The organism is Pseudonocardia sp., from assembly GCF_025965585.1.
Lineage (GTDB): Bacteria > Actinomycetota > Actinomycetes > Mycobacteriales > Pseudonocardiaceae > Pseudonocardia.
This window is the reverse complement of record NZ_JAOPWR010000208.1, coordinates 44556-65186: the sequence shown is the minus strand read 5'-3', so window position 1 is coordinate 65186 and position 20631 is coordinate 44556. Positions and strand designations below refer to the sequence as shown.

General features: G+C 72.9%; 24 protein-coding genes, 1 tRNA gene and 1 pseudogene. 15 read left to right on the top strand and 11 right to left on the bottom strand.

What is annotated here, in order from left to right:
• Positions 1-799 (bottom strand): hypothetical protein (locus JWR81_RS13745; RefSeq protein WP_297651274.1); only part of this gene is annotated, 799 nt, incomplete at its 3' end.
• A 123-nt stretch (positions 800-922) separates the two neighbouring features.
• Here JWR81_RS13745 and JWR81_RS13740 point away from each other — a divergent pair.
• The 9 genes and pseudogenes from JWR81_RS13740 (at position 923) to JWR81_RS13700 (ending at position 7133) form a co-directional block, all read left to right on the top strand.
• Entirely contained in the window at positions 923-1342 is a 420-nt protein-coding gene (locus JWR81_RS13740) for a plasmid replication, integration and excision activator (protein WP_297651272.1), read from the top strand.
• Between the two features lie 110 nt (positions 1343-1452).
• A complete protein-coding gene (locus JWR81_RS13735; protein ID WP_297651270.1) occupies positions 1453-1701 on the top strand; it encodes a hypothetical protein in 249 nt (82 codons plus the stop codon).
• A complete protein-coding gene (locus JWR81_RS13730) occupies positions 1698-1841 on the top strand; it encodes a hypothetical protein (protein WP_297651268.1) in 144 nt (47 codons plus the stop codon). Before JWR81_RS13735 ends, JWR81_RS13730 begins: the two co-directional genes overlap by 4 nt.
• Entirely contained in the window at positions 1838-2128 is a 291-nt protein-coding gene (locus JWR81_RS13725; RefSeq protein ID WP_297651266.1) for a WhiB family transcriptional regulator, read from the top strand. Before JWR81_RS13730 ends, JWR81_RS13725 begins: the two co-directional genes overlap by 4 nt.
• 56 nt (positions 2129-2184) lie before the next feature.
• Entirely contained in the window at positions 2185-2451 is a 267-nt protein-coding gene (locus tag JWR81_RS13720; RefSeq protein ID WP_297651264.1) for a hypothetical protein, read from the top strand.
• Positions 2451-4031 (top strand): annotated as a pseudogene (locus JWR81_RS13715) (FtsK/SpoIIIE domain-containing protein). Before JWR81_RS13720 ends, JWR81_RS13715 begins: the two are co-directional and overlap by 1 nt.
• Positions 4028-5695, top strand: a complete 1668-nt coding sequence (locus JWR81_RS13710; RefSeq protein WP_297651262.1) for a replication initiator — start codon at positions 4028-4030, stop codon at positions 5693-5695. Before JWR81_RS13715 ends, JWR81_RS13710 begins: the two are co-directional and overlap by 4 nt.
• A complete protein-coding gene (locus JWR81_RS13705; RefSeq protein WP_297651283.1) occupies positions 5695-5910 on the top strand; it encodes an excisionase family DNA-binding protein in 216 nt (71 codons plus the stop codon). The genes JWR81_RS13710 and JWR81_RS13705 overlap by 1 nt, the downstream gene beginning before the upstream one ends.
• Positions 5910-7133, top strand: coding sequence for a site-specific integrase (locus JWR81_RS13700; RefSeq protein ID WP_297651260.1), 1224 nt, complete (start codon positions 5910-5912; stop codon positions 7131-7133). Before JWR81_RS13705 ends, JWR81_RS13700 begins: the two co-directional genes overlap by 1 nt.
• Before the next feature lie 75 nt (positions 7134-7208).
• On the opposite strand, the gene JWR81_RS13695 is transcribed toward JWR81_RS13700, so the two are convergent.
• Positions 7209-7296 (bottom strand) — tRNA-Ser (locus tag JWR81_RS13695).
• Between the two features lie 80 nt (positions 7297-7376).
• Here JWR81_RS13695 and JWR81_RS13690 point away from each other — a divergent pair.
• Positions 7377-7571, top strand: a complete 195-nt coding sequence (locus tag JWR81_RS13690; RefSeq protein WP_297651258.1) for a hypothetical protein — start codon at positions 7377-7379, stop codon at positions 7569-7571.
• A 66-nt stretch (positions 7572-7637) separates the two neighbouring features.
• On the opposite strand, the gene JWR81_RS13685 is transcribed toward JWR81_RS13690, so the two are convergent.
• From JWR81_RS13685 to JWR81_RS13675, 3 genes are read right to left on the bottom strand one after another with little or no spacing between them, the layout of a single operon-like run.
• Positions 7638-8060 (bottom strand): NUDIX hydrolase, encoded by a 423-nt coding sequence (locus JWR81_RS13685; RefSeq protein WP_297651256.1) that lies wholly within the window; start codon positions 8058-8060, stop codon positions 7638-7640.
• 20 nt (positions 8061-8080) lie between these two features.
• Entirely contained in the window at positions 8081-8563 is a 483-nt protein-coding gene (locus JWR81_RS13680) for a nucleoside deaminase (protein WP_297651254.1), read from the bottom strand.
• Positions 8560-9078 (bottom strand): tRNA adenosine deaminase-associated protein, encoded by a 519-nt coding sequence (locus JWR81_RS13675; protein ID WP_297651252.1) that lies wholly within the window; start codon positions 9076-9078, stop codon positions 8560-8562. Before JWR81_RS13675 ends, JWR81_RS13680 begins: the two co-directional genes overlap by 4 nt.
• A gap of 91 nt (positions 9079-9169) precedes the next feature.
• Here JWR81_RS13675 and JWR81_RS13670 point away from each other — a divergent pair, with 91 nt between their 5' ends.
• Genes JWR81_RS13670 through JWR81_RS13660 form a run of 3 tightly spaced genes read left to right on the top strand, consistent with a single transcriptional unit; the run spans position 9170 to position 12710 of the window.
• Positions 9170-10384 (top strand): M20 family metallopeptidase, encoded by a 1215-nt coding sequence (locus JWR81_RS13670; RefSeq protein WP_297651250.1) that lies wholly within the window; start codon positions 9170-9172, stop codon positions 10382-10384.
• 30 nt (positions 10385-10414) lie between these two features.
• Positions 10415-11740, top strand: coding sequence for an amidase (locus JWR81_RS13665; protein ID WP_297651248.1), 1326 nt, complete (start codon positions 10415-10417; stop codon positions 11738-11740).
• A gap of 25 nt (positions 11741-11765) precedes the next feature.
• Positions 11766-12710, top strand: coding sequence for a prephenate dehydrogenase (locus JWR81_RS13660; protein WP_297651246.1), 945 nt, complete (start codon positions 11766-11768; stop codon positions 12708-12710).
• Positions 12711-12783: 73 nt separating this feature from the next.
• Here JWR81_RS13660 and JWR81_RS13655 read toward each other — a convergent pair whose 3' ends face one another.
• Both JWR81_RS13655 and ligD read right to left on the bottom strand, forming a co-directional pair.
• The gene (locus tag JWR81_RS13655; RefSeq protein ID WP_297651244.1) at positions 12784-13371 is read right to left on the bottom strand and encodes a putative glycolipid-binding domain-containing protein; all 588 of its coding nucleotides are present in this window, start codon (positions 13369-13371) and stop codon (positions 12784-12786) included.
• Between the two features lie 121 nt (positions 13372-13492).
• A complete protein-coding gene (ligD, locus tag JWR81_RS13650) occupies positions 13493-14422 on the bottom strand; it encodes a non-homologous end-joining DNA ligase (RefSeq protein ID WP_297651281.1) in 930 nt (309 codons plus the stop codon).
• A gap of 27 nt (positions 14423-14449) precedes the next feature.
• Here ligD and JWR81_RS13645 point away from each other — a divergent pair, with 27 nt between their 5' ends.
• The gene (locus JWR81_RS13645; RefSeq protein ID WP_297651242.1) at positions 14450-15406 is read left to right on the top strand and encodes a Ku protein; all 957 of its coding nucleotides are present in this window, start codon (positions 14450-14452) and stop codon (positions 15404-15406) included.
• 11 nt (positions 15407-15417) lie between these two features.
• On the opposite strand, the gene JWR81_RS13640 is transcribed toward JWR81_RS13645, so the two are convergent.
• Together JWR81_RS13640 and JWR81_RS13635 are read right to left on the bottom strand one after the other, a co-directional pair.
• The gene (locus tag JWR81_RS13640; protein WP_297651240.1) at positions 15418-16311 is read right to left on the bottom strand and encodes an LCP family protein; all 894 of its coding nucleotides are present in this window, start codon (positions 16309-16311) and stop codon (positions 15418-15420) included.
• A gap of 379 nt (positions 16312-16690) precedes the next feature.
• Positions 16691-17212, bottom strand: coding sequence for a VOC family protein (locus JWR81_RS13635; RefSeq protein ID WP_297651238.1), 522 nt, complete (start codon positions 17210-17212; stop codon positions 16691-16693).
• Between the two features lie 77 nt (positions 17213-17289).
• On the opposite strand from JWR81_RS13635, the gene JWR81_RS13630 reads away from it, so the two are divergent.
• Positions 17290-18066: a nucleoside phosphorylase gene (locus JWR81_RS13630; RefSeq protein ID WP_297651236.1), complete on the top strand. Its 777-nt coding sequence runs from the start codon at positions 17290-17292 to the stop codon at positions 18064-18066.
• 57 nt (positions 18067-18123) lie between these two features.
• Here the strand turns inward: JWR81_RS13630 and JWR81_RS13625 are convergent, their stop codons facing one another.
• Together JWR81_RS13625 and JWR81_RS13620 are read right to left on the bottom strand one after the other, a co-directional pair.
• Positions 18124-18831, bottom strand: coding sequence for a maleylpyruvate isomerase family mycothiol-dependent enzyme (locus JWR81_RS13625; protein WP_297651234.1), 708 nt, complete (start codon positions 18829-18831; stop codon positions 18124-18126).
• Complete coding sequence (locus tag JWR81_RS13620) at positions 18828-20471, bottom strand: (2,3-dihydroxybenzoyl)adenylate synthase (RefSeq protein ID WP_297651232.1); 1644 nt, start codon at positions 20469-20471, stop codon at positions 18828-18830. Before JWR81_RS13620 ends, JWR81_RS13625 begins: the two co-directional genes overlap by 4 nt.
• Positions 20472-20631: the final 160 nt, after the last annotated feature.

Below are 20631 nucleotides of genomic sequence, written 5' to 3'. Positions count from 1 at the left end.
TGCTGGCGGTGACGGTGAGGTCGTCGAGTTCGCAGCGGACGGCGAGGCTGAACGACTCGTCCCCGCCTGTGCGGTACAGCTCGGGCAGGTGGTGGGCGAGGTAGTGCAGCACGCCGCGGGATCCGGTGCTGCGGATCCCGGCGACGTGGACGATGACCCGGTCGCCGTCGCGGCGCCGCGACAGGTAGCCCAGGTCGGCCGGCTCGGGCGGATCGTCCGCGAGTGGGGAGCCGAACCGCTCCCCTGTCTGCTTGTCCACGATCCACCACCGCCCGTCGTCACGAACCATGCCGAGCCGCGGGTCGGTGTCCATCAGGCTGGCGCCGATCGGGGCGGACTTCGGTCCGCAGATCACCACGACGTCGCCGTCAGGAACCCCGGTGGTGTCGGGCGGGATGGAGAACGTCTCCGCGCTGAGGGCGAGGGTCGCGAGCAGGGTTTCGGTGTCGGTCTGGGTGGCCAGGTCGGCGGCATCGATGTAGCTGCGCATCCGGTCATCGGCGCCCTCGCGCAGCGGCACCCCGACATGAACGGGGCCGACGCCGAAGAACGCGCGTTCGCGGGCCGGCGCGCCGCTGCGGATCTGGGTGACGCGGCCCTTGGTGATCCCGAGCGCGGCGGCTATCTCGGTGTAGCTGAGGCCCTGCCCCTGGTGAGCCTCCTCGATGGCCTCGCGCCGCAGCCGGGCCAGCTCGGTGGCGCGCTGCTGATAGACCGACATGAGCGCGGTCGCCCGCCGCCCCCGGCGGATGGGGTCGGGGTCGCGACGGACCTCGTCGAAGTCGTCGGGGCTACTCACCGTGATGAGTTTAGGGGTCCTTGACAGGTGATCGCCACCTGCCCTATCGTCCGTTTACCCCCCCTACACAGCCGCCGATCACTCCGATCAAGTGGTTTAGGGGGCTAAACGAGAGGAGTGGTGATGTCCATCCCGAGCAGGTTGAAGGTCGGCCACGGTGAGGTGTTCCCGCACGGCGCGTACGTGATCGGGGACGTGGAGCCGGTACGGGACTTCGAGCGGTCCACCCGCGAGCGCCCGGTCCAGGCCACCGACAAGGAATCCGGGCTCCTCGTCTGGGCGGTGTCGGTGCTCGACGCCGACCCCGACGCCCGCAAGGACGCCAAGACGGTGACGGTGAAGATCTCCGCCCCGCACCAGCCGGTGCCGCCGGAGGCGATGGCGGGGATGCCGTTCCGGCCGGTCGAGTTCGAGGGCCTGACCGTCACCCCGTACCTGGACGACAAGCGCAACCGGGTCGCCTACAGCATCCGCGCCACCGGCATGCGGGCCCCACAGCAGGGCTCGAAGCCGACGCCGCGGGCGAACTCGGAGGCGGCTTGACCCAGTGCTGGCGGAGGGGAGCTCGGCGGCAACCGGGCTCCCCTCCTGATCTCCCTGGAAATCCCAACCCCTGGCAAAGGAACCGAGCATCCGGAAGGACACCAACCTAGATGAGCACCACCGACGAGTTCATGACCGCGAACGAGTTCGTGGCCCGCCTCGCGGCCGCGCTCGACGCCTGCGGCGCCGACCAGCGGGCCGCCCTGGACATGCCGCACCGCGACGACTGGGAGAACGTCGCCCGCTGCGCCCGCCTGGCCCTGGTCTGCGCCCGCACGTCGGCGTGGTGGGCGTGCTGGCCCGCGAGGCATACCAGTTCCCGCACCCGCACGGCGCGCTGTTCGGGAAGGCCGCGATGACCGCTCAGTACACCGAGCAGGACCGGGCCCGGTTCTGGCGCGACTCCGCCGCGGACTGGCAGGCCCGTGCCGAACGTCGGCCTACCTCCGATGCGGCCGGCGCGCTGTCGAACTGGGCTGAGCTGGGGGTGTCGGCATGATCCGCGAACCGGCCGGGCGGGACTGGCGCACCCGCGCGCTGTGCGCGGATGCGGACCCGGAGATCTTCTACCCCGTCGACGTCACCTCGACCGCGCCGGCCGTGGAGCTGGCCAAGCGGGTCTGCGCACGCTGCCCTGTTCAGGCTGCGTGCCTGCTCGACGCAATGGCCGGGGAGGACCCGGCGCACCGGTGGGGTGTCATCGGTGGCACGACTCCCGACGAGCGACACGCCCTGTTCCTCGCGGAGCGGCTCCCGGTCGCCGGGTCCGGGGCGGTGGCCGCATGAGCCCGCGGTCGCGGTCGACTGTCAAGACCGGCTTGACACCGGGTGGGGTACGGCGGGTGATGGAGAACGACGAGTTCACCGCCTTCTCCCGCCGCATCCTGCGCGCTGCTGGCCGGCGCATCACCACCGGGGACGTCGACGCCCTCCCCCACCTCGCGGCGCTCGCGGCTGACCTTGAAGCCGCGATCGCCGATGCGGTGGTCGGGCTGCGGGCGGCCGGCTACTCGTGGGGCGAGATCGCCTCCCGGCTCGGGGTCACCCGCCAGGCCGCCCACCAGCGCTGGGGATCTCCGGCTGGGGCGTTGGTTCGGGAGGTCGCGTGATGACCACCGGACAACTCCTCCTCGTCCTGACCGGGGCCGGCGCGGGGCTGTGGGTGCTGCACAAGGTCGGGCAGGCCGTCACCAAGATCCTGGAAGCCGCCGCCGCGATCGCCGTGGTGTTCGTGACCGCGTGGCTCGCGGTCAAGGGGCTGTGGTGGGCCGGGCGGCAGATCGTCCGCCACTGGCGCACCAGCCTCACCACAACTGCGGTGGTGGTCTGGTGCTACTGGCTCGGCTGGCTCTCCCTCACCATCACCGCCGCCGTGGTCGCGGTCGGGCTGCTCGGCTGGCGCTGGGCTGCTCGGGAGTCCTTCGAGCCGCTGGCGGGCCGGTGGCTTCGGGCGTGGTGGCAGCGCTGGATCGTCTACGCCCCGCGCATGCCGCGATGGCTGCGCGCCTGCGGGCTCACCGTCGCCGATCACGGGCCCGGGGTGACGGTGCAGGTCAACCCCTTCCGCCGCTCCGCCGTCCCGCCCAAGGCCGCGCCCCGCCGTGACCAGTCGCCGCGGGTGATCGGGGTGCGCTCGGGCGCCTCCTGGGACGAAGTCCGCGTGCGCCTGGTGGCGGGGCAGACACCGGAGGACTTCGACCAGGCCGCCCGCTCGCTGGCAGTCGCCCGGGGCGTGGCCCGCTGCCAGATTCGCGAACTCGGGCCGAACCTGGTGTCGATCGATTACCAGCGCCGCGACCGCCTCGCCGACGTTGTCCCCTGCACCGACCTCGGCGCCCTGGCGGGTGTGGCCGGCGCGGGGCTGGACCTGCGCAAGGTGTGATCCGGGCGCACCGAGTACGGCACCGACTGGCACCAACCCCTCGCCGGAGGGCACACCCTCACGGCCGGGTCGACGGGGGCGGGGAAGAACTCGGTGATGTGGGCGCCCATCGTGTCCATCGCCCCGGCCATCCGCGACGGCCTCGTCCGCGTCTCCGGGATCGACCCGAAGGCCATGGAACTGGCCTACGGCCGCCGGGTCTTCCACCGCTACGCCGTCACCTCGCGCGACGCCCTCGACCTGCTCGATGACCTGGTGGCCGGGATGGAAGCCCGGAAGGTCGAGTTCGCCGGACGGGTCCGGACCGTGCCGATCAGCCGCGAGCACCCCCTCGAACTCGTCGAGTTCGACGAGATCGGCGCCCTCGTGCGCTACGTCGGGGACCGTAAGACCCGGGAAGCGATCACTGAGAGGGTGGCGTTGCTGACCACCCAGGGCCGGGCTCTGGGCTACACCGTGCGCGGCTACGTGCAGGAGCCGACCAAGGACACCGTCCCGGTCCGGGAGCTGTTCCCGCGCCGCATCTGCCTGCGCGTCGCGTCCAAGAGCCACGTCAGCATGGTGCTCGGTGAGCACGCCTACGACCGCGGCGCCTGGGCCAACCGCATCGGCGAATCGGAGCCGGGTGTCGGGTACCTGTTCGGCGAGGGCATCCGCGAACCAGTGCGGGTGCGGGCCGGGTGGGTGCCCGACGAGACGATCAAGCACCTCGAAACCTTCGTCACCCGGCCTGTCCACGCGGCCATCCCCGAGCAGGCCCCGTCGTTGTGGAAGCCCGTCCCCCTCCCTGCCGGAGGCACCCGATGACCACCGAGACCACCATGACCGATGCTCCGGAGTGGGTGGATCAGGACCAGCTCACCCGCGCACAGAAGGCCCTGCTCGCCCTCACCGGCGATGTCGCCCGGCAGCTCGCCGAGGATCACGGCGTCTGCGTCCGACCCCTGGCCCTGCGCCGCATCGATCTCACCTCGGGCCGCGTCGATGTGGTGCCGGTGCCGTGCGGGGCCCGCCGCGACGACATCTGCCCGCCGTGCGCGGAGAAGCAACGCCGCCTGCGGATGGTCCAGTGCCGGGAAGGCTGGCACCTCGAGCACGAACCCCTCGTCAAGCCGGCCGACCCTTCGGAGGCGCAGAAGGAACTCATGGCGGTCCGGGCCGATCTGCACGCCGCCTACCAGCTCGCCCGCGCCGACGGCGACGACACCGAGTGTGAGGAGATCCGCGACGCCGTCGAGGTCGTCGACGAGCAACTACGCGGCCTCGGGGTACGCGGCCGGCTCGAACCCCTCGACCCACCCGACCGCCCCGCCCGCAAGCGCTCGACCCGGCGGCGGCAGGACGCACCCAACCTCCCGCGCCGGCCGGTGGAGAAACGCACGCTCGGGCAGGTCTTCCGGCAGAAGTACCGGCCCTCCACCTTCCTGACGCTCACCCTGGACAGCTATGGGCGGGTGGACGGAGACGGGGCCGCGCTCGACCCCGACCGCTACGACTACCGACGTGCCGCCCGGGACGCGATCCACTTCCCGGCCCTGCTGGACCGGTTCTGGCAGAACACCCGCCGGTGCGTGGGCTGGGATGTCCAGTACTTCGGCACCATCGAGCCGCAACGGCGCGGGGCGCCGCACTTCCATGCCGCTATCCGCGGGACCATCCCGCGAGCGGAGCTGCGGGCGATCGCGGCCGCCACCTATCACCAGGTGTGGTGGCCGGCCCACGACGAGATCCGCTACCGCGGCGACCACGTGCCCCGGTGGGACGACCGCACCAAGGGATTCGTCGACCCCGACACCCGAGAACCCCTGCCCACCTTCGACGACGCCTGCGAAGACCTCAACGCGCCCGCGCACGTGGTGACGTTCGGGGCGCAGGTCCACGTGAAGGGCATCCTCGGCGGCACCGAGGAAGCCGGCCGGCACATCGGCTACCTCACCAAGTACCTGACCAAGGACGTCGCCCACGCCGCCGGCCTCGCCGACAGCGCCACCGACCGGGCCCGCCGGCACCGTGACCGCTTGGTCGCCGAACTCCGCGTCACGCCGTGCTCGCCGCGCTGCGGAGTGTGGCTGCTCTACGGCATCCAGCCCAAGGGCGCCCGCCTGGCCACGGTGCCGGGCCAGTGCAAGGGCAAGGCGCACAAGCCGGAGCACCTGGGCATCGCCGGGCGCCGCGTCTTGGTCTCGCGCAAGTGGTCCGGGAAGACCCTGGACGATCACCGGGCTGAGCGCTCGGCGTTCGTTCGGCAACTTCTCGACCGCGCCGGCGTGCGGCCCGGCTACGCGGTGGACGACGGGCCGTTCGAGTGGGAACGCACGAAGGCCGGCGACCCGGACGTGCCCACCCGACCCGCGTTGCTCCTGGCTGCGATCTCCGAGCGACAACGCTGGAAAGCCGACTACGACGCCGCCCAACTCGTGGCCGGCGGCGATCCGCCCGACCGTTCGGCAACTACCGAGGAGGCAGCGTGATGGAGACCGGAACCGCACGGCCATTGCGGATCGTGCTCACCGTCGAGGAAGCCGCGGAACGGCTCGGAATCGGCCGGACGCTGATGTACGCACTGGTCACGGCCGGTGAGGTGGAATCGGTGCGGATCGGCCGCCTGCGGCGCATTCCGACGGACGCGCTGGACTCCTACGTCCTGCGGCTGCGCGCGTGCCCGCATGGTCCGGAGGCTGCGTGATGGCGCGCTCACCGAACGGTGCTTCGAGCATCTACCTCGGGAAGGACGGGTACTGGCACGGCCGCGTCACGGTCGGGGTGAAGGACGACGGCCGGCCTGATCGGCGGCACGTCATGGGCACCCGGGCAGAGGTGACGCGCAAGGTTCGTGCGCTGGAGAAGGGTCGCGACGCTGGAACCATTCGCAAGTCGGGCCCGACGTGGACGGTCGAGAAGTGGCTCACGCACTGGGTGGAGAACATCGCGGCGCCGTTCGTCCGCGAGAACACGATCTCCGGCTACCGCGTGGCCGTGAACGTGCATCTGATCCCCGGCATCGGGAAGCACCGCCTCGACCGCCTGGAGCCGGAGCACCTGGAGAAGCTCTACGTCCGCATGATGAAGAACGGCAGCGCGGCGGCCACAGCACATCAGGCCCACCGGACGCTGCGGACGGCGCTCAACGAGGCGGTGAAGCGGGGCTACCTCGCGCGGAATCCGGCGACGCTGGCGAAGGCTCCGCGGCTCATTGAACACGAGATCGAGCCGTACTCCGTGGACGAGATCCGGCTCCTTCTGAAGACCGCGCTCGACGGACGGAACGGGGCTCGCTGGGCCGTCGCTCTCGCGCTCGGGCTGCGGCAAGGCGAAGCGCTCGGGTTGAAGTGGTCCGACGTCAATCTCGACGCCGGGTCGATGTTCGTTCGGCGAGGTCGGCTGCGTCCTCGGTGGCGGCACGGGTGCGGCGACACCTGCGGTCGGAAGTACGCCGGCCACTGCCCGCAGCGTCAACCCGAGCGTGACGAGACGGCGGAGACCAAGTCGCGCGCGGGCCGCCGGGGAATCGGGCTACCGGCGGAGCTCGTGGAGCTGCTGAAGGCGCACCGGGTCGAACAGGACCGGGAACGGGAGATCGCGGCGCAGCTCTGGAAGGACGGCGACTGGCTGTTCGCCACCCCGACCGGCGCCCCGCTGAACCCGCGCACCGACTGGGACGACTGGAAGAAGCTCCTCGTCCGGGCCGGCGTTCGTGACGGCCGGCTGCACGATGCCCGCCACACCGCGGCGACGGTGCTGCTCCTGCTTGGCGTCCCGGAACGGGCGGTCATGGGCATCATGGGGTGGTCGCACACGGCGATGGCGGCGCGGTACCAGCACGTCACATCGGCCATCCAGCGCGACATCGCGTCGCGGGTCGGCGGCCTGATCTGGCAGGTCAACGAGGGGCCCGCGGATAGCGAATGAGACTAGAACTGAGACTAGAAGCAGAAACGCCGGTCGGATCCTGGTGGACCCTTCCGGCGTTCTGCCTGGTGAGGCTGGCGGTAGCGGTGGGATTTGAACCCACGGAGGCTTGCACCTCACACGCTTTCGAGGCGTGCTCCTTCGGCCGCTCGGACACGCTACCGCCGAGAAGCTTACAAGAGGCCCGCGCCGCCGCCGCCCCCTGGTACGGCACGGCGCGAACCGATCGTCAAGCAGGCCGTCGTGGCCGTGGTCGTCGCCGCCCCGATCCTTGAGGGCCTGTGGCTCGACATCCGGGTGCTGGTGGTCGCGGAGATCGGGATCCTGGTGCTGGGCCTGGTCGTCGCGTCGCTGCGGACGCTCGGCGGCCGGTGTTCTTCCCGCTACGCGCGCTCGCCACCGGCTACGTCGACCTGGTCCGCGGCGTGCCGCTGCTGATTGCGCTCTACCTGATCGGCTTCGGGCTGCCGGCGCTGCGGCTGAAGGGGGTGCCCCAGGACCCGCTCAGCGGACACCCGCTGCGGTCATGCCGATGTCCACCAGCGTGCCGCGGTGGCGGGCGGGCACGTCCGCCAGCGGCACCCACTCCGCCCTGTCGGTGCTGCCGCCCTCCTCGAAGCGCAGATCGCCGCCCACCACCTCGCCGGTGTAGATGATGCGCAGCGCGTGCATGTCGAGGGCGCGGCCGTCGTGGCCGCGCTCCCAGCGGGCGGAGTCGACGCCGACCAGCGGGCCGAGGACGACCCGGTAGCCGGTCTCCTCCATCACCTCACGGACGGCCGCGTCCTCGGGTCGTTCGCCGTGGTCGATGCCGCCGCCGGGCAACGTCCACCGCCCGCTGCGCACGAAGCGGCTGAGCAGGATCGCGCCGTCGCGGACGATCACGACGTAGGCCCCGACACGTGTCTGCTGCTCGACCTGGCTCATCCCGGCAGGCTAACGGGCGCTCAACGCTGGTCGGCGAAGAACGACTCCAGCAGCGCCCCGCACTCCCTCGCCAGCACGCCCGCGACGACCTCGGGACGGTGGTTGAGCCTGCGGTCGCGCAGCACGTCCCACAGCGATCCGGCGGCGCCGGTCTTGGGCTCCCAGGCGCCGAACACCACGCGCGCGACGCGGGCCAGGCCGATGGCGCCCGCGCACATCGTGCAGGGCTCGATGGTGACGACCAGCGTGCAGCCCTCCAGCCGCCACTCGCCCACCATCGCCGCGGCGGCGCGCAGGGCGAGGATCTCGGCGTGGGCGGTGGGGTCGCCGATGGCCTCCCGGCCGTTGCAGGCGGCGGCGAGCTCGCGCCCCTCGGCGTCGACGACCACCGCACCGATGGGCACGTCGCCGGTGCGCGGAGCGCACGCCGCGACCTCCAGCGCCCGCCTGACCAGGGCCTCGTCCGCATCGCCGGGGACGGGGCCGATGCGCGCTGCCGTCACCGGATGTCGACGACCTCTGCGAGGGCATCGGCGAAACCGCAGCGACGGCTGATGGCGGCCAGCTGCTCGTCGGGGTAGAGCTCGATCTCGCCTGCCAGCACCTCGAGCTCGTCGGCGGGCAGGCCGAGGTCGGCGAGGATCGCGAGGTCGCCCTCGGGCCACGGCTCGTCGAGCGCCTCGTCGTCCGGGGGGAGGTCGATGCGCAGCAGGTCGAGCACGTCGGCGGCCACGTCGTAGTCCAGGGCGGCGACGGCGTCGGACACCATCAGCGACACCCCGCCCGGCGTGGGCCGCAGCAGCACGAAGAACTCGTCGTCGACGTCGAGCAGGCCGAGGACGGCGCCCGTGGAACGCAGTTCCCGCAGCTCGGTGATGGCGGCGTCGAGATCGAGCAACGCCTCCGGCGTGAGCCGGGTACAGCGCCATCGCCCGTCCTCCCGGATCGCCGCGACGGCGTACCCGGGCAGGGCCTGTTCCCGCACGCCCGCCGGGGCTTCGACGCTCTGTACCGCCATGAGCCTACGGTAGGCCTCGAAACGACTGTGGTCCAAACCACAACCCGAAGATGTCCGGCACGGCACCTTCCGGAGGTGCCAGGATCGGCGCATGACGTCGGTCGATGCGCGCCTCGCGGGCTTGCAGGCACAGGCGCGAGCCGTTCAGCCGCGCACCGTCGCGTTGCGAAGGGCCCTGCACCGGTGTCCCGAGCTCGGCCTGAACCTGCCGCAGACGCGCGACGCCGTCGTGGCCGCGCTGTCCGACCTGCCGCTGCAGGTGCACCTGGGCCGCTCGGTCACCTCCGTCGTGGCGGTGCTGGAGGGGCGCAGGCCGGGGCCCACGGTGCTGTTGCGGGGCGACATGGACGCCCTGCCGATGCACGAGGACACCGGGCTCGACTTCTCCTCGGCCACCCCGGGCGCGATGCACGCCTGCGGCCATGACACACACGTGGCGATGCTCGCCTCCGCGGCCCGGGTGCTGGCGGAGCACCGGGACGGGATCGCCGGACGGGTGCTGTTCATGTTCCAGCCCGGCGAGGAGGGCCAGCACGGGGCCCGTTTCATGATCGACGAGGGGCTGCTGGACCCCAGCGGTCCCGCCGGGCGTCCCGACTCCGCGTTCGCCCTGCACATCTCCTCCACGGTCCCCAGCGGCGACGTGCACACACGCCCCGGTCCGGTGATGGCCGCGGCGGACACCATCGCGGTCACCGTCCGGGGCCGCGGCGGGCACGCGTCCGCCCCGCACGACGCGCTCGACCCGGTACCGGCGGCCGCGGCGATGGTCGGGGCGCTGCAGACCGCGCTCACCCGGCGCATCGACGCCCACCAGCCGGCGGTGCTGACGATCGCGCACATCTCGGCGGGCACCACCAACAACGTCATCCCCGAGACGGCGTTCATGGAGGGCACGCTGCGCACGCTCTCGCCGCAGACGCGCACGCAGCTACTCGAGGAGATCCACCGCGTCTGCCGGCACACCGCGCTCGCCTACGGCTGCACCGCCGACATCGCGATCGGCACCGGCTACCCCGTCACCGTCAACGACACCGGCGCGACCGACCGGCTCGAGGCCGTGGTGGACGGCACGCTGGGTCGCGGCCGCATCGCCACGATGCCTGCGCCGATCATGGGCGCGGAGGACTTCTCGTACGTCCTGTCCGAGGTGCCCGGCGCACTGGCGTTCCTCGGCGCGTGCCCGCCGGGCGTCGAGCCGTACGACGCCGCGCCCAACCACTCCAACCGCGTGGTCTTCGACGAGGCCGCGATGGCCTCGGGCGTGGCGGTCTACGCCGGGCTGGCGTTGGACGCCCTGCGCTGACGCCCGCGGCCCGGAGGGCAGGATGACCCGGTGATCTCCTCCCTGAGCGAGCTCGGGATGGCCCTGCGCTCCCGCGAGCTCTCCCCCACCGAGCACGTCACCGACGTCCTGCACCGGCTCGCCGCCGACACCCACAACGCCGTGATCACCCTCGACGCCGAGCGGGCCCTGGAGCAGGCCGCCGTGCTCGACGCCGAGCTGGCGCGCGGCGAGTGGCGCGGCCCGCTGCACGGCGTCGCGGTCGGGGTGAAGGACCTGTTCGACGTGGCCGGCCTACCCACTCGCGCGGGCTCGGACGTCCTCGCCGACGCCCCGCCCGCCACCGCCGACGGGCCCGTCGTGGCGCGGCTTCGCGAGGCCGGTGCGGTGGTCGTCGCCAAGCTGCACACCCACGAGTTCGCCTACGGCCCCACCGGCGACGTCGCCGCCACCGGGCCCGCGCTCAACCCGCACGACCCCACGCGGATCACCGGCGGCTCGTCGTCGGGCTCGGCGGCCGCGGTGGCCGCCGGGCACCTGCCGCTGGCGCTGGGCACCGACACCGGCGCGAGCGTGCGCACCCCCGCGGCGCTGTGCGGGGTGGTGGGGCTCAAGCCGACGTTCGGGCGGCTGTCCACCGATCGGGTGTTCCCGCTGTCGGAGAGCCTGGACCACGTCGGGCTGCTCACCGCCGACGTGCACTCGGCATCGGTCGCGTGGGACGTCCTCTCCCGCCCCGACGGCACCGGCGGCGGCATCCAGCTACCCGGGGTCAAGGGCGTGCGCGTGGGGGTGCTCGTCGACGACTACTGGCGCGCGGCCGACCCCGTGATCGACGCCGGTGTCGGCGCGGCCGTGGCGCGGCTGCGGGACCAGGGCGCGTCCGTGGTCGAGGTGCGCACCCCGATGATCGACGGGCTCGCGGACGTCTACGGCACGATCGTCGGCGCCGAGGCCTTCGCCACCCACGCCGACTGGATCACGACACGCCCGCAGGACTACCAGCCCGCCACGCGCGAGCGCATCACGCCGAACGCCGGAATGGCCGCCCGCACCTACGTCGACGCGCTGCGCACCCGTCGGCGGCTCGTGGCGGAGCTGCGTGCGGCCGCCGACGTCGACGTGCTCGTGCTGGGCACCACCCGGCTGCGCGCGACGCCCATCGGCGCCGACACGGTCGAGGTCGACGGCAAGGAGGTGCCGGTCCGGGCGTCGTTGCTCGCACTGACGCTGCCGTTCAACCTCACCGGATGGCCCGCGGTGTCGGTGCCCGGTGCCGTGTCCGACGGCGGCCTCCCCGTCGGCGTCCAGGTGGTCGGTGTGGGCATGGAGGAGCGGGGGGTGCTGCGGGTGGCGGGGGCGCTCACCCGGTCGTGAACCACCACCCGGATACTCTCTCGCTGTGACCGAGCGGGCGATTTGCGTGATCGGCGCCGGGCTGATCGGCGGGTCCCTGATGCGGGCCGCCGAGAAGGCCGGGCGCACCGTCTGGGGCACCGCCGCGTCCGCGGACACTGCCGAGCAGGCCCGCGCCGACGGCTTCGACGTCACCACCGACACCGACGCCGCCCTGCGTCGGGCCGCCGAGGCCGATGCGCTCGTCGTGCTCTGCGTGCCGCTGCCCGTGCTGCCCGAGGTGCTGCGCCGCGTCGACGCCGTGGCGCCCACCTGCCGGCTGACCGACGCCGTGAGCGTCAAGGTCGCGGTGGCCGACGACGTCGCCCGCTTCGCCCCGCGCGCCCGCTACGTGGGCGGGCACCCGATGGCCGGCACGTCGGAGTCGGGGTGGGCGGCGGGCAGCGCCACGCTGTTCGACGGGGCCGCGTGGGTGGTGGCCGCCGACGACGGCCTCGACCTCGACGTCTGGCGCGACCTGGCCGAGCTCGCCTGGGCCTGCGGGGCGCGGGTCGTCCCGGCCGCGGCCGACGAGCACGACCTCGCCGTCGCCCGGATCTCCCACCTGCCGCACCTGCTGGCCGCCGTGCTCGCCGCCGTGGGCGCGGCGGGCGAGGACGACCTCGCACTGTCGCTGGCCGCGGGCTCGTTCGCCGACGGCACGCGCGTGGCCGGCACCCGCCCCGAGCTCGTGCTGGCGATGTGCGAGGGCAACCGGGACGCCCTGCTCGGCGCCGTCGACGACGCCCTGGGCCGGCTCGGGGCGATGCGCGGCGCGCTCGCGTCCACCGGCGGGCTGGCCGCCACCGTCCGCGCGGGGCACGACGGGCGGCAGCGCTGGGCCGCCGCCCGCGAGCCGCAGGCCGTGCGCGTGACGCTCACCGGACGAGCCCCGCTGGCGAGGCTGCGCGAGATCGGCCGCCGCGGCGACGTCGTGGTGGGCTGGCAGTAGGCCGGGTCCTGAGCCTGGTGTCCCGCGCAGGAAGCCCGGTGCGCATATCGGGGCGGCGGGCTGGGCCGCCGGACTAACCGACGGCGGGCGCGGGCGCGTAACGCGTGGCCAGGCCCGGGTAGGCGACCACCACGCCGTCGGCATCCAGCGTCAGCTCGGCGGAGACGCCGTCGGAGCTGAACTCGACCACGGGGTCGTCGCCCGCCGAGACCGTGCGGTAGGTCTGCTGCACCAGCGTGACCTCGAGGTCGGGCAGCGACACGTAAACCACCGGGATCGTGTGCTCGCCCGGTTCGGTGTGCAGGCCCAGCCTGCGCACCGGCAGCGAGTTGAACATCGGGCTGCCCGCGAGGTCGACGTCCACCGCACCGTCGAACTCGGCGCGCGTGCCGCCGGACCCGGTGTCGAGGAGCCAGTAGCCGTCCTCGGTGCGGTTGATCGTGAGGTGCCTCTCGCGGGTGGCCGTGGCACTGGTGAGCGAGACGCGCTCGACCGTGCCGTCCTCACGCACCACGAGACGGTAGGACGCCGTGAACTCGCCCTCCGGATCGGCCCGGACCAGCCGGCCCAGTGCCCGGAAGCCGTGGCCAGTACCGAAGTGCAGGCGGGTGCCCTCGAACCCGTGACCGTCGTCGGCCTGCCAGGTGAGCATGGTGGTCATCGGGCACACCGTAGACGACGTCGCGTCACTTGCGGTCCACCATCACAGAGCGCCCCCTTCTCGAGCGTTGATCCGGCAACATCCTGCACCCGGGCGTCGCGCCGGGCCACTCCCGGCGCCATCACGGTTCGGCATGCACCTGGTCGGCGTCCAGATCATCCCGAACGCCCCGGAAGACCGGTTGCCGCAGCTTCCCACCGTCCGTCCATCCCTTGTACACCACCTCGACCACGACGGTCGGCTCGCACCAGCGGGCCCCGACCGCATCCGGACGATCGGGGCGCTCCGCGAACGGCGGCGCGTGGGTGTCCACGAGGCGGGCGCGCAGGGCGCACTGCGCCGCCTCCGACGCGAGCCCGGACCCGACCCTGCCCGCGTACCGCAGCACCCCGTCGGCGTCCGGGACGCCGAGCAACAGCGCCCCGACGCGGGAGGTGCTCACCCGAGACGTGCCGACCTTCTCCGGGCGCCAGCCCCCGACGACGCACGCCTGCGTGCGGCGGTGGGTGATCTTGATCCAGTCCTCGCTGCGGCGTCCGGGCCGGTAGAGGCCGTCGCTGCGCTTGGCCACGACCCCCTCGATGCCGCGCTGGGCGGTGGCGTCGAAGAGGGCCTGTCCGTCGGTGTAGGTCGGCGAGAGCGCGACCGTCGGCACGGCGGCCGTGTCGAGCCGCCCGAGGGTGGCGCGCCGCTCGTCGAACGTGCGGTCCAGCAGCGGCACGCCGTAGAGGCGCAGCACGTCGAACGCCATGAACGTGGCCGGCCGGGCCAGGGCGACGCGTTCCTCCACCGGGGAGTGCATGCGGTCGGCGAGCGCGGCGAAGCTGGGCACGCCCTTGTCCAGCAGCACGACCTCGCCGTCGAGCAGCACGTCGGGGGCCAGCGCGGTCAGGCCGGCGAGCTCGGGGAAGTTCGCGGTGACGTCCCGGCCGCTGCGGCTGCGCAGGTTCAGCACGCCGTCGACGACATCGGCCAGCAGCCGCATGCCGTCCCACTTCACCTCGAAGAGCCAACCCGGACCTTTCGGGAGGCCCCCAGGGGTGGCGAGCATGGGCTGCACGCCGTCATGCTGGCACCCATGAGGGCAATGTGGAGCGGTGCGATCTCGTTCGGCCTGGTCAGCGTGCCGATCAAGCTGTACTCCGCCACCACCAACCACGACATCCGGTTCCATCAGGTGCACGCGGCCGACGGGGGGCGCATCAAGTACAAGCGCACCTGTTCGATGGACGGCGAGGAGGTGGACTACGCCGACATCGTCAAGGGCTACGAGACCGACGACGGCGAGCTGATCACCCTCGACGACGCCGACCTCGACTCGCTGCCGCAGGTGTCCGGGCACGAGATCGACGTCATCGAGTTCGTGCCCGCCGACCAGATCGACCCGATGCTGTTCGAGAAGAGCTACTACCTCGAGCCCGAGGCCAAGGCGGCCAAGCCCTACGCGCTGCTGCGCGAGGCGCTGGTGCAGACCGACCGGATGGCCGTGGTCCGGTTCGCGCTGCGGCAGCGGGAGAGCATCGCGCTGCTGCGTGTGCGGGGCAACGCGATCGTGCTGCAGACGATGCTGTGGCCCGACGAGGTGCGCGAACCCGAGTTCGACATCCTCGACACCGAGGTCGAGCTGCGGCCGCAGGAGCTGACGATGGCCGCGTCGCTGGTCGAGAGCCTGGGTGCCGACTTCGATCCCACCCAGTTCCACGACGAGTACCGCGACGCCGTCGAGGAGATGATCGAGCGCAAGCGCACCACGGGGGAGAGCCGCCCCGCGCCGGTCGAGAAGACGGCCTCCGACGAGGGCGACAGCATGACCGACCTGCTCAGCGCCCTGCAGGCCAGCGTGGACGCCGCGCGGGCCAAGTCGGGCGGCTCCGCCGCGGCGAAGGAGGAGCCGGAGGAGGCTGCGGACGAGACGGCCGCCCGCAGCCGGAGCAGTCGGTCGAGCGGCACGAAGAAGGCCGCCCCGCGCAAGGCCGCCACCAAGGCCGACGACGAGCCCGCCGCTCCGCGCAAGCGCACCCGCAAGCCCGCCTGAGCGGGCCGGGCTCAGGGGCCGAGCGCGTCCTTCGGGGGTGCCTGGTCGTCCGCGATGGCCTGGAACAGTTCGCTCGCGCGGGTCTTGTCCCAGTTCAGCGTGCCGGTGCCGGTGGGCGTGACCGGGACCGTGGTGGAGATGCCGCTGGAGATCCCCTTCATCGCGAGCCCCAGCTGCGCGAGGTTCCAGATGTGGTCGCCGCTGTCGACGGTGATGGCCTTGTTGAGCCCGTCGACCAGCGGCACGACCCGGAACGGGTTCAACAGCACCGTCGGGCTCACGACCCTGTTGAGCAGCGCCGACAGCAGCGCCCGCTGACGGTCGACGCGGCCGAGGTCCGACGACGCCGTGGCGCGGGTGCGGACGTAGCCGAGCGCGGTGGCGCCGTCGAGGGTCTGGACGCCGGCCTTGATGTCCAGCGCCGCCTTCGGGTCCTTGATCGACTCCGGGACGTCGAGGGTGACGCCACCGACCGCGTCCACGACCGAGACGATGCCGAGGAACCCGATCTCCGCGTAGTGGTCGATGCGCAGCCCGGTGGACTGCTCGATGGTCTTCACGAGCAGTGCGGGGCCGCCGCCGTCCGGGCCACCGCCCTTGCCGTAGGCGGAGTTGATCCGGGCGCGCCCGAAGCCGGGGATGTTCACCAGCGAGTCGCGCGGGACGCTGACCAGCGTGGTGGGGCCGCTGCCGGTGTGCAGGATCATGATCGTGTCGGTGAGCTGCGACGTCTCGTCGCCGGTGGCGTACTTGGCCCGCTCCTCCGGGGTGAGCTTCTGCCGGCTGTCCGAGCCGACGATCAGCCAGTTGGTGCCCTGCGACGAGTTGGAACTCTCGGACGCGAGCGCGGGGGTGCGGCTCAGCGAGGTGTCGATGTAGACGCCGAACGCCACGATCGCCAGCACGAGGACCAGCAGGGAGATGCCGATGCGCCGACCCCAGCGCGGACGGCGCTTCGGACGGGCGACCGGGGGCCGCGTGGGAGGCGGAGGCGGAGGGGCGGCCCGGCCGGCCCCGCGACCCGCCGGCATCACCGCGGTCGGCTGCGGCGGGCGCCCCCGAGGCGCTCCCATCGGGGGAAGCGGGGGCTGCGAACGGGGGCGCTGCGGCTGGCCCCAGCCGGGGCCGGAACCGCGACGGGGCTGCCCGATGGGCCGTCCGGGTGGTGGGCCACCCGGCCCTCGGTAGTCACCGTTCATGCCGACATCATCCCCGTCCGGGATCCGACGTGCCGCCCATCCCCACCCGGAGTAGGACGTCTCAGGCCGTCAGCAGGTTCCCGGTCTACCGCCGGAGCAGCGGCTCACCCTCGAAGAAGCCCAGCTCCTCGGCGTAGAACTCGATGCCGACGCCGTTGGGGTCGCGGATGTAGAGACTGTTGTCGATGCCGCGGTCGGGGCCGATGTAGGTGATGCCGGCCGCGTCGAGGCGCCTCCTTGCCGCGACGAACTCCTCCGGCGACGTCGACAGCGCGAGGTGCTGTACCCCGCCGATGGTCTCGGTGAAGTCGGGGTGGTCGTGGCCGGGGAAGTCGAAGAAGCCCAGCAGGTTGCGGTTGCCGATGTCGAAGAAGAAGTGGCTGGAGCCGCGGTAGTCGCGGTTCTCCACGAGCTCGACCAGCGGGAACCCGAGCAGGTCCTGGTAGAAGCGGATCGTCTCCTCGACGTCCTTGGCGATCAGCGCGAGGTGGTGCACCCCACGCACGGTGCTCGCCGGGCGCTCGGCCAGCGGATGCAGGTACTTGTCCTTCAGCTCGGCACGGCGTGCGCGGACGGCATCGAGCTCGGCGCCTTCGGGCTGCGGCATCGGATCCTCCTTGGTTCGAACCTTCGTCGGACTGCCCGTCCAACGATCGTTGAGCGTGCAACATTCCGGAGCCGTGCATGATCGCGGACGTGGACCTGCCGCTGTTCGAGGACGACCTGACCGCACCCGGAGTGCTGGAGCCTGCCACCGTGCTGGTGGGCCTGCACGTGGAGGACATGCCCGAGGTGGCGGTGCTCTGCTTCTTCCCCGAGGTCGTGGAAGTGCTCGCGGCGAGTGGGGCGCGGCGGATCTGCCGGCTGTCGTCGGAGCGCGGGCGGGCGCCGGTGTGGGAGACGGAGGTCGACGGGCAGCGGCTCGCCGTCATGCAGCCCGGTGTCGGGGCTCCGCTGGCGGTGATGTTCTTCGAGGAGCTCATCGCGCTGGGCTGCCGGCGGTTCGTCGCCGTCGGCGGGGCGGGGGCGCTGCTGCACGACCTGACGCTCGGCCACGCGATCGTCGTGGAGTCCGCGGTGCGCGACGAGGGCACCTCGTTCCACTACCTGCCGCCCGGGCGCACGGTCGACGCCGACACGCACGGTGTGGAGGTCCTCTCGCGCGTGCTCGACGCCGCCGAGGTGCCCTACCGCGTCGCCCGCACGTGGACCACCGACGCGATCTACCGCGAGACCCGCTCCCGCGTCGAGCGCCGGCAGGCCGAGGGCTGCGCGGTGGTGGAGATGGAGGCGTCGGCGTTCATCGCGGTGGCGCGCTACCGGGGCGTGCGGTTCGCGCAGCTGCTGCTGGCGGCCGACTCGCTCGCCGGCGAGGCCTGGGACCACCGCGGCTGGACGACGGCGCGCGAAGCCCGCGAGGGCCTGTTCCGACTGGCGGCACAGGCCGCCCTTGCGCTCTGACGCCTCCGACCCGCGCGCGACCCGCGCAGATCGGAAGGTGGCGTCGGAGCGGGGTACTCAGAGCCAGCGGGGTGGGGTCGGGACCTCGCCGGTGAGGGTCTCCCCGGAGGCGCGGCCGGTCAGCCAGGCCAGGACGTCCGCCGCCACGCCCCGGACCTCGGCACCACCGTCGCCGCCGAGCGTCCAGGTGCGGTCGCGGTCGGTGGGGGCCAGCAGTACGGAGGGGCAGCCCTCCTTGCCCGACAGCACAGCCGTGACGTCCCCGAGGAGGGTGTCGACGACCCCGTCGGGGAGGTCGGCGACCGAGACGCCCGCGTCGATGTCCACCGCGTGCAGCCACACCTCGCGCACCCGCATCCACGGCACCTCGGCGGCCGGGATGGTCCTCCCCAGCGCGCTGCGCACCTCCGACTGCCAGGTGCGGTCGTCGAGGGCGGCGAGCGCGGCGTCCAGCTCGGCGGCGGTGCTCTCCAGCTCCCGGCGCAGCGTGGCGACGGGCGCCCGGGAGGAGGACTCGATCTCGTTCGCGCGCTGCTCGGCATCGGCGTACATCGGCGTCTCGACGCCCGTGCGCGCCCACGTCGCGAGCCTGGTCAGCGCCTCGGCGTTGCGCGCCAGGTGGGCGACGACGTGCGCGCGGGTCCAACCGGGCAGGCTGCTCGGGGCCGCGAACGCGTCGTCGGGCAGGGCATCGACCTCCCGGAGCAGGAACACGGTGCCGGCACCCATCCACGGCACCGTGACGGCCACGTCCCGAACACTCACGGCTGCTCCCCGATCCGCGACGCGACGTCCGCGCGCAGCGCCTTCTTGTCTATCTTGCCGACCTTGGTGGTGGCCAGCTCCGCGACGACCTCGAGGCGCTCGGGCAGTTTGAACTTCGCGACGCCGGCGGCATGCATGGACTCGCGGATGGCGTCGAGTGTGACGGTGGCGCCCGGCCGCGGCACGACGTACACGCACACCTTCTCCCCCATCACCGGGTCCGGCATGGCCACCGCGGCCACCTGGCTGACGGCCGGGAGCTGGTAGACGAGGTTCTCCACCTCCTCGGCGGAGATCTTCTCGCCACCGCGGTTGATCATGTCCTTGTCGCGGCCCTCGACGATCAGGTTGCCGCCGGGCGTGCGACGGCAGATGTCGCCGCTGCGGTACCAGCCGTCGGAGGTGAACGCGCGGGCGTTCTGCTCGGCGGCGCGGTAGTAGCCGCGGGGCGTGTACGGGCCGCGGGTGAGCAGCGAGCCGGGCTCGCCCTCGGCCACGTCCTGGTCGAGCTCGTCGACGAGCCGGACCTCGTCGTCGGCGCACAGCGGGCGGCCCTGCGTGGCGCAGACGACGTCGTCGGAGTCGTCCAGGCGCGTGTAGTTGAGCAGGCCCTCGGCCATGCCGAACACCTGCTGCAGCTGCGCCCCCATGACGGGCCGAACCTTGCGGGCCAGTTCGTCGGCCAGCCGCGCCCCGCCTACCTGCAGCACCTGCAGGCTCGTGAGCTGCGCAGATCCGTGCTCGGCGGCGTGCTCCAGCCAGCGGCCGGCCACCGCGGGGACGACCGCGGTGTGCGTGACGCCCTGCGCGGCGATCGTCGCGAACGCGCGCTCCGGCTCGGGCGAGGGCAGCGTGACCACGCGACCACCGGACAGCAGCGTGCCGAGGATGCCGGGGCAGGCCAGCGGGAAGTTGTGGCCGGCTGGCAGGCTGACGAGGTACACGCAGCCGGCGTCGACGCCGCACATCGCCGCGCTGGCCCGGGCGTTGTAGGCGTAGTCGTCGTGGGTGCGGGCGATGAGCTTCGGCAGGCCGGTGGTGCCGCCCGAGAGCAGGAACACTGCGACATCGCGGCTGCCGGGCGCCGGCCCGTCCCGGGTGGGCCCGGGCTCCGACAGCGCGCGCAGGTCGACGTGCCCGGCGGCGTCGCCGACGACGAGCACGTGGCGTAGCGCGTCCACCTCGGCGACGAGCTCGGCGGCCATGGCCCGGTGGTCGAAGTCGCGCAGCACGTCGGGCACGGCGATGGCGGCCGCCTCGGCGTGCTCGGCCAGGTAGGACAGCTCGTGGCGGCGGTGCGCGGGCAGCGCCATCACCGGCACGATCCCCGAGCGCAGGCAGGCCAGCGTGAGGACGACGATCTCCCAGCCGTTGGGCAGCTGGACCACGATCCGGTCGCCGGGCACGAGGCCGAGATCCCCCAGCCGGGACGCCGTGGCGTCGGCGCGGGCGAGCAGGTCGGCGTAGGTGAAGGACGTGTCCGACTCCGCGTCGACGAGCGCGACGGCGTCCGGGGTGCGGGCGGCGACCTCGGCGAGGAGGTCGCCGAGCGGGCGGCCCTCCCAGTAGCCCACGGCGACGTATCGGTCGGCGAGCTCGACCGGCCAGGGGACGGTGCCTTCAGCGATCGGTGTGGCCACGGGTCTCCTCGATGAGAACGGCGTCGAGGGCGACGAGCCCGTCCGCGGTGAGCCGCAGCGGGTTGATCTCGACGTCCTCGAGGTGGGGATGGTCGAGCAGCGGCGCCCGAGCGCAACGACGACCTCGGCCGGCGCCGCGGGCGTGCGCACGCCCAGGCGG

Coding starts and splice junctions, on each gene's coding strand:
- JWR81_RS13730 (WP_297651268.1), top strand. CDS start 1,698: ATGACCGCTCAGTACACCGAGCAGGACCGGGCCCGGTTCTGGCGCGAC.
- JWR81_RS13635 (WP_297651238.1), bottom strand. CDS start 17,212: ATGCCGCAGCCCGAAGGCGCCGAGCTCGATGCCGTCCGCGCACGCCGT.
- JWR81_RS13630 (WP_297651236.1), top strand. CDS start 17,290: ATGATCGCGGACGTGGACCTGCCGCTGTTCGAGGACGACCTGACCGCA.
- JWR81_RS13740 (WP_297651272.1), top strand. CDS start 923: ATGTCCATCCCGAGCAGGTTGAAGGTCGGCCACGGTGAGGTGTTCCCG.
- JWR81_RS13710 (WP_297651262.1), top strand. CDS start 4,028: ATGACCACCGAGACCACCATGACCGATGCTCCGGAGTGGGTGGATCAG.
- JWR81_RS13700 (WP_297651260.1), top strand. CDS start 5,910: ATGGCGCGCTCACCGAACGGTGCTTCGAGCATCTACCTCGGGAAGGAC.
- ligD (WP_297651281.1), bottom strand. CDS start 14,422: ATGCTCGCCACCCCTGGGGGCCTCCCGAAAGGTCCGGGTTGGCTCTTC.
- JWR81_RS13670 (WP_297651250.1), top strand. CDS start 9,170: ATGACGTCGGTCGATGCGCGCCTCGCGGGCTTGCAGGCACAGGCGCGA.
- JWR81_RS13645 (WP_297651242.1), top strand. CDS start 14,450: ATGAGGGCAATGTGGAGCGGTGCGATCTCGTTCGGCCTGGTCAGCGTG.
- JWR81_RS13675 (WP_297651252.1), bottom strand. CDS start 9,078: ATGGCGGTACAGAGCGTCGAAGCCCCGGCGGGCGTGCGGGAACAGGCC.
- JWR81_RS13685 (WP_297651256.1), bottom strand. CDS start 8,060: ATGAGCCAGGTCGAGCAGCAGACACGTGTCGGGGCCTACGTCGTGATC.
- JWR81_RS13735 (WP_297651270.1), top strand. CDS start 1,453: ATGAGCACCACCGACGAGTTCATGACCGCGAACGAGTTCGTGGCCCGC.
- JWR81_RS13655 (WP_297651244.1), bottom strand. CDS start 13,371: ATGACCACCATGCTCACCTGGCAGGCCGACGACGGTCACGGGTTCGAG.
- JWR81_RS13725 (WP_297651266.1), top strand. CDS start 1,838: ATGATCCGCGAACCGGCCGGGCGGGACTGGCGCACCCGCGCGCTGTGC.
- JWR81_RS13705 (WP_297651283.1), top strand. CDS start 5,695: ATGGAGACCGGAACCGCACGGCCATTGCGGATCGTGCTCACCGTCGAG.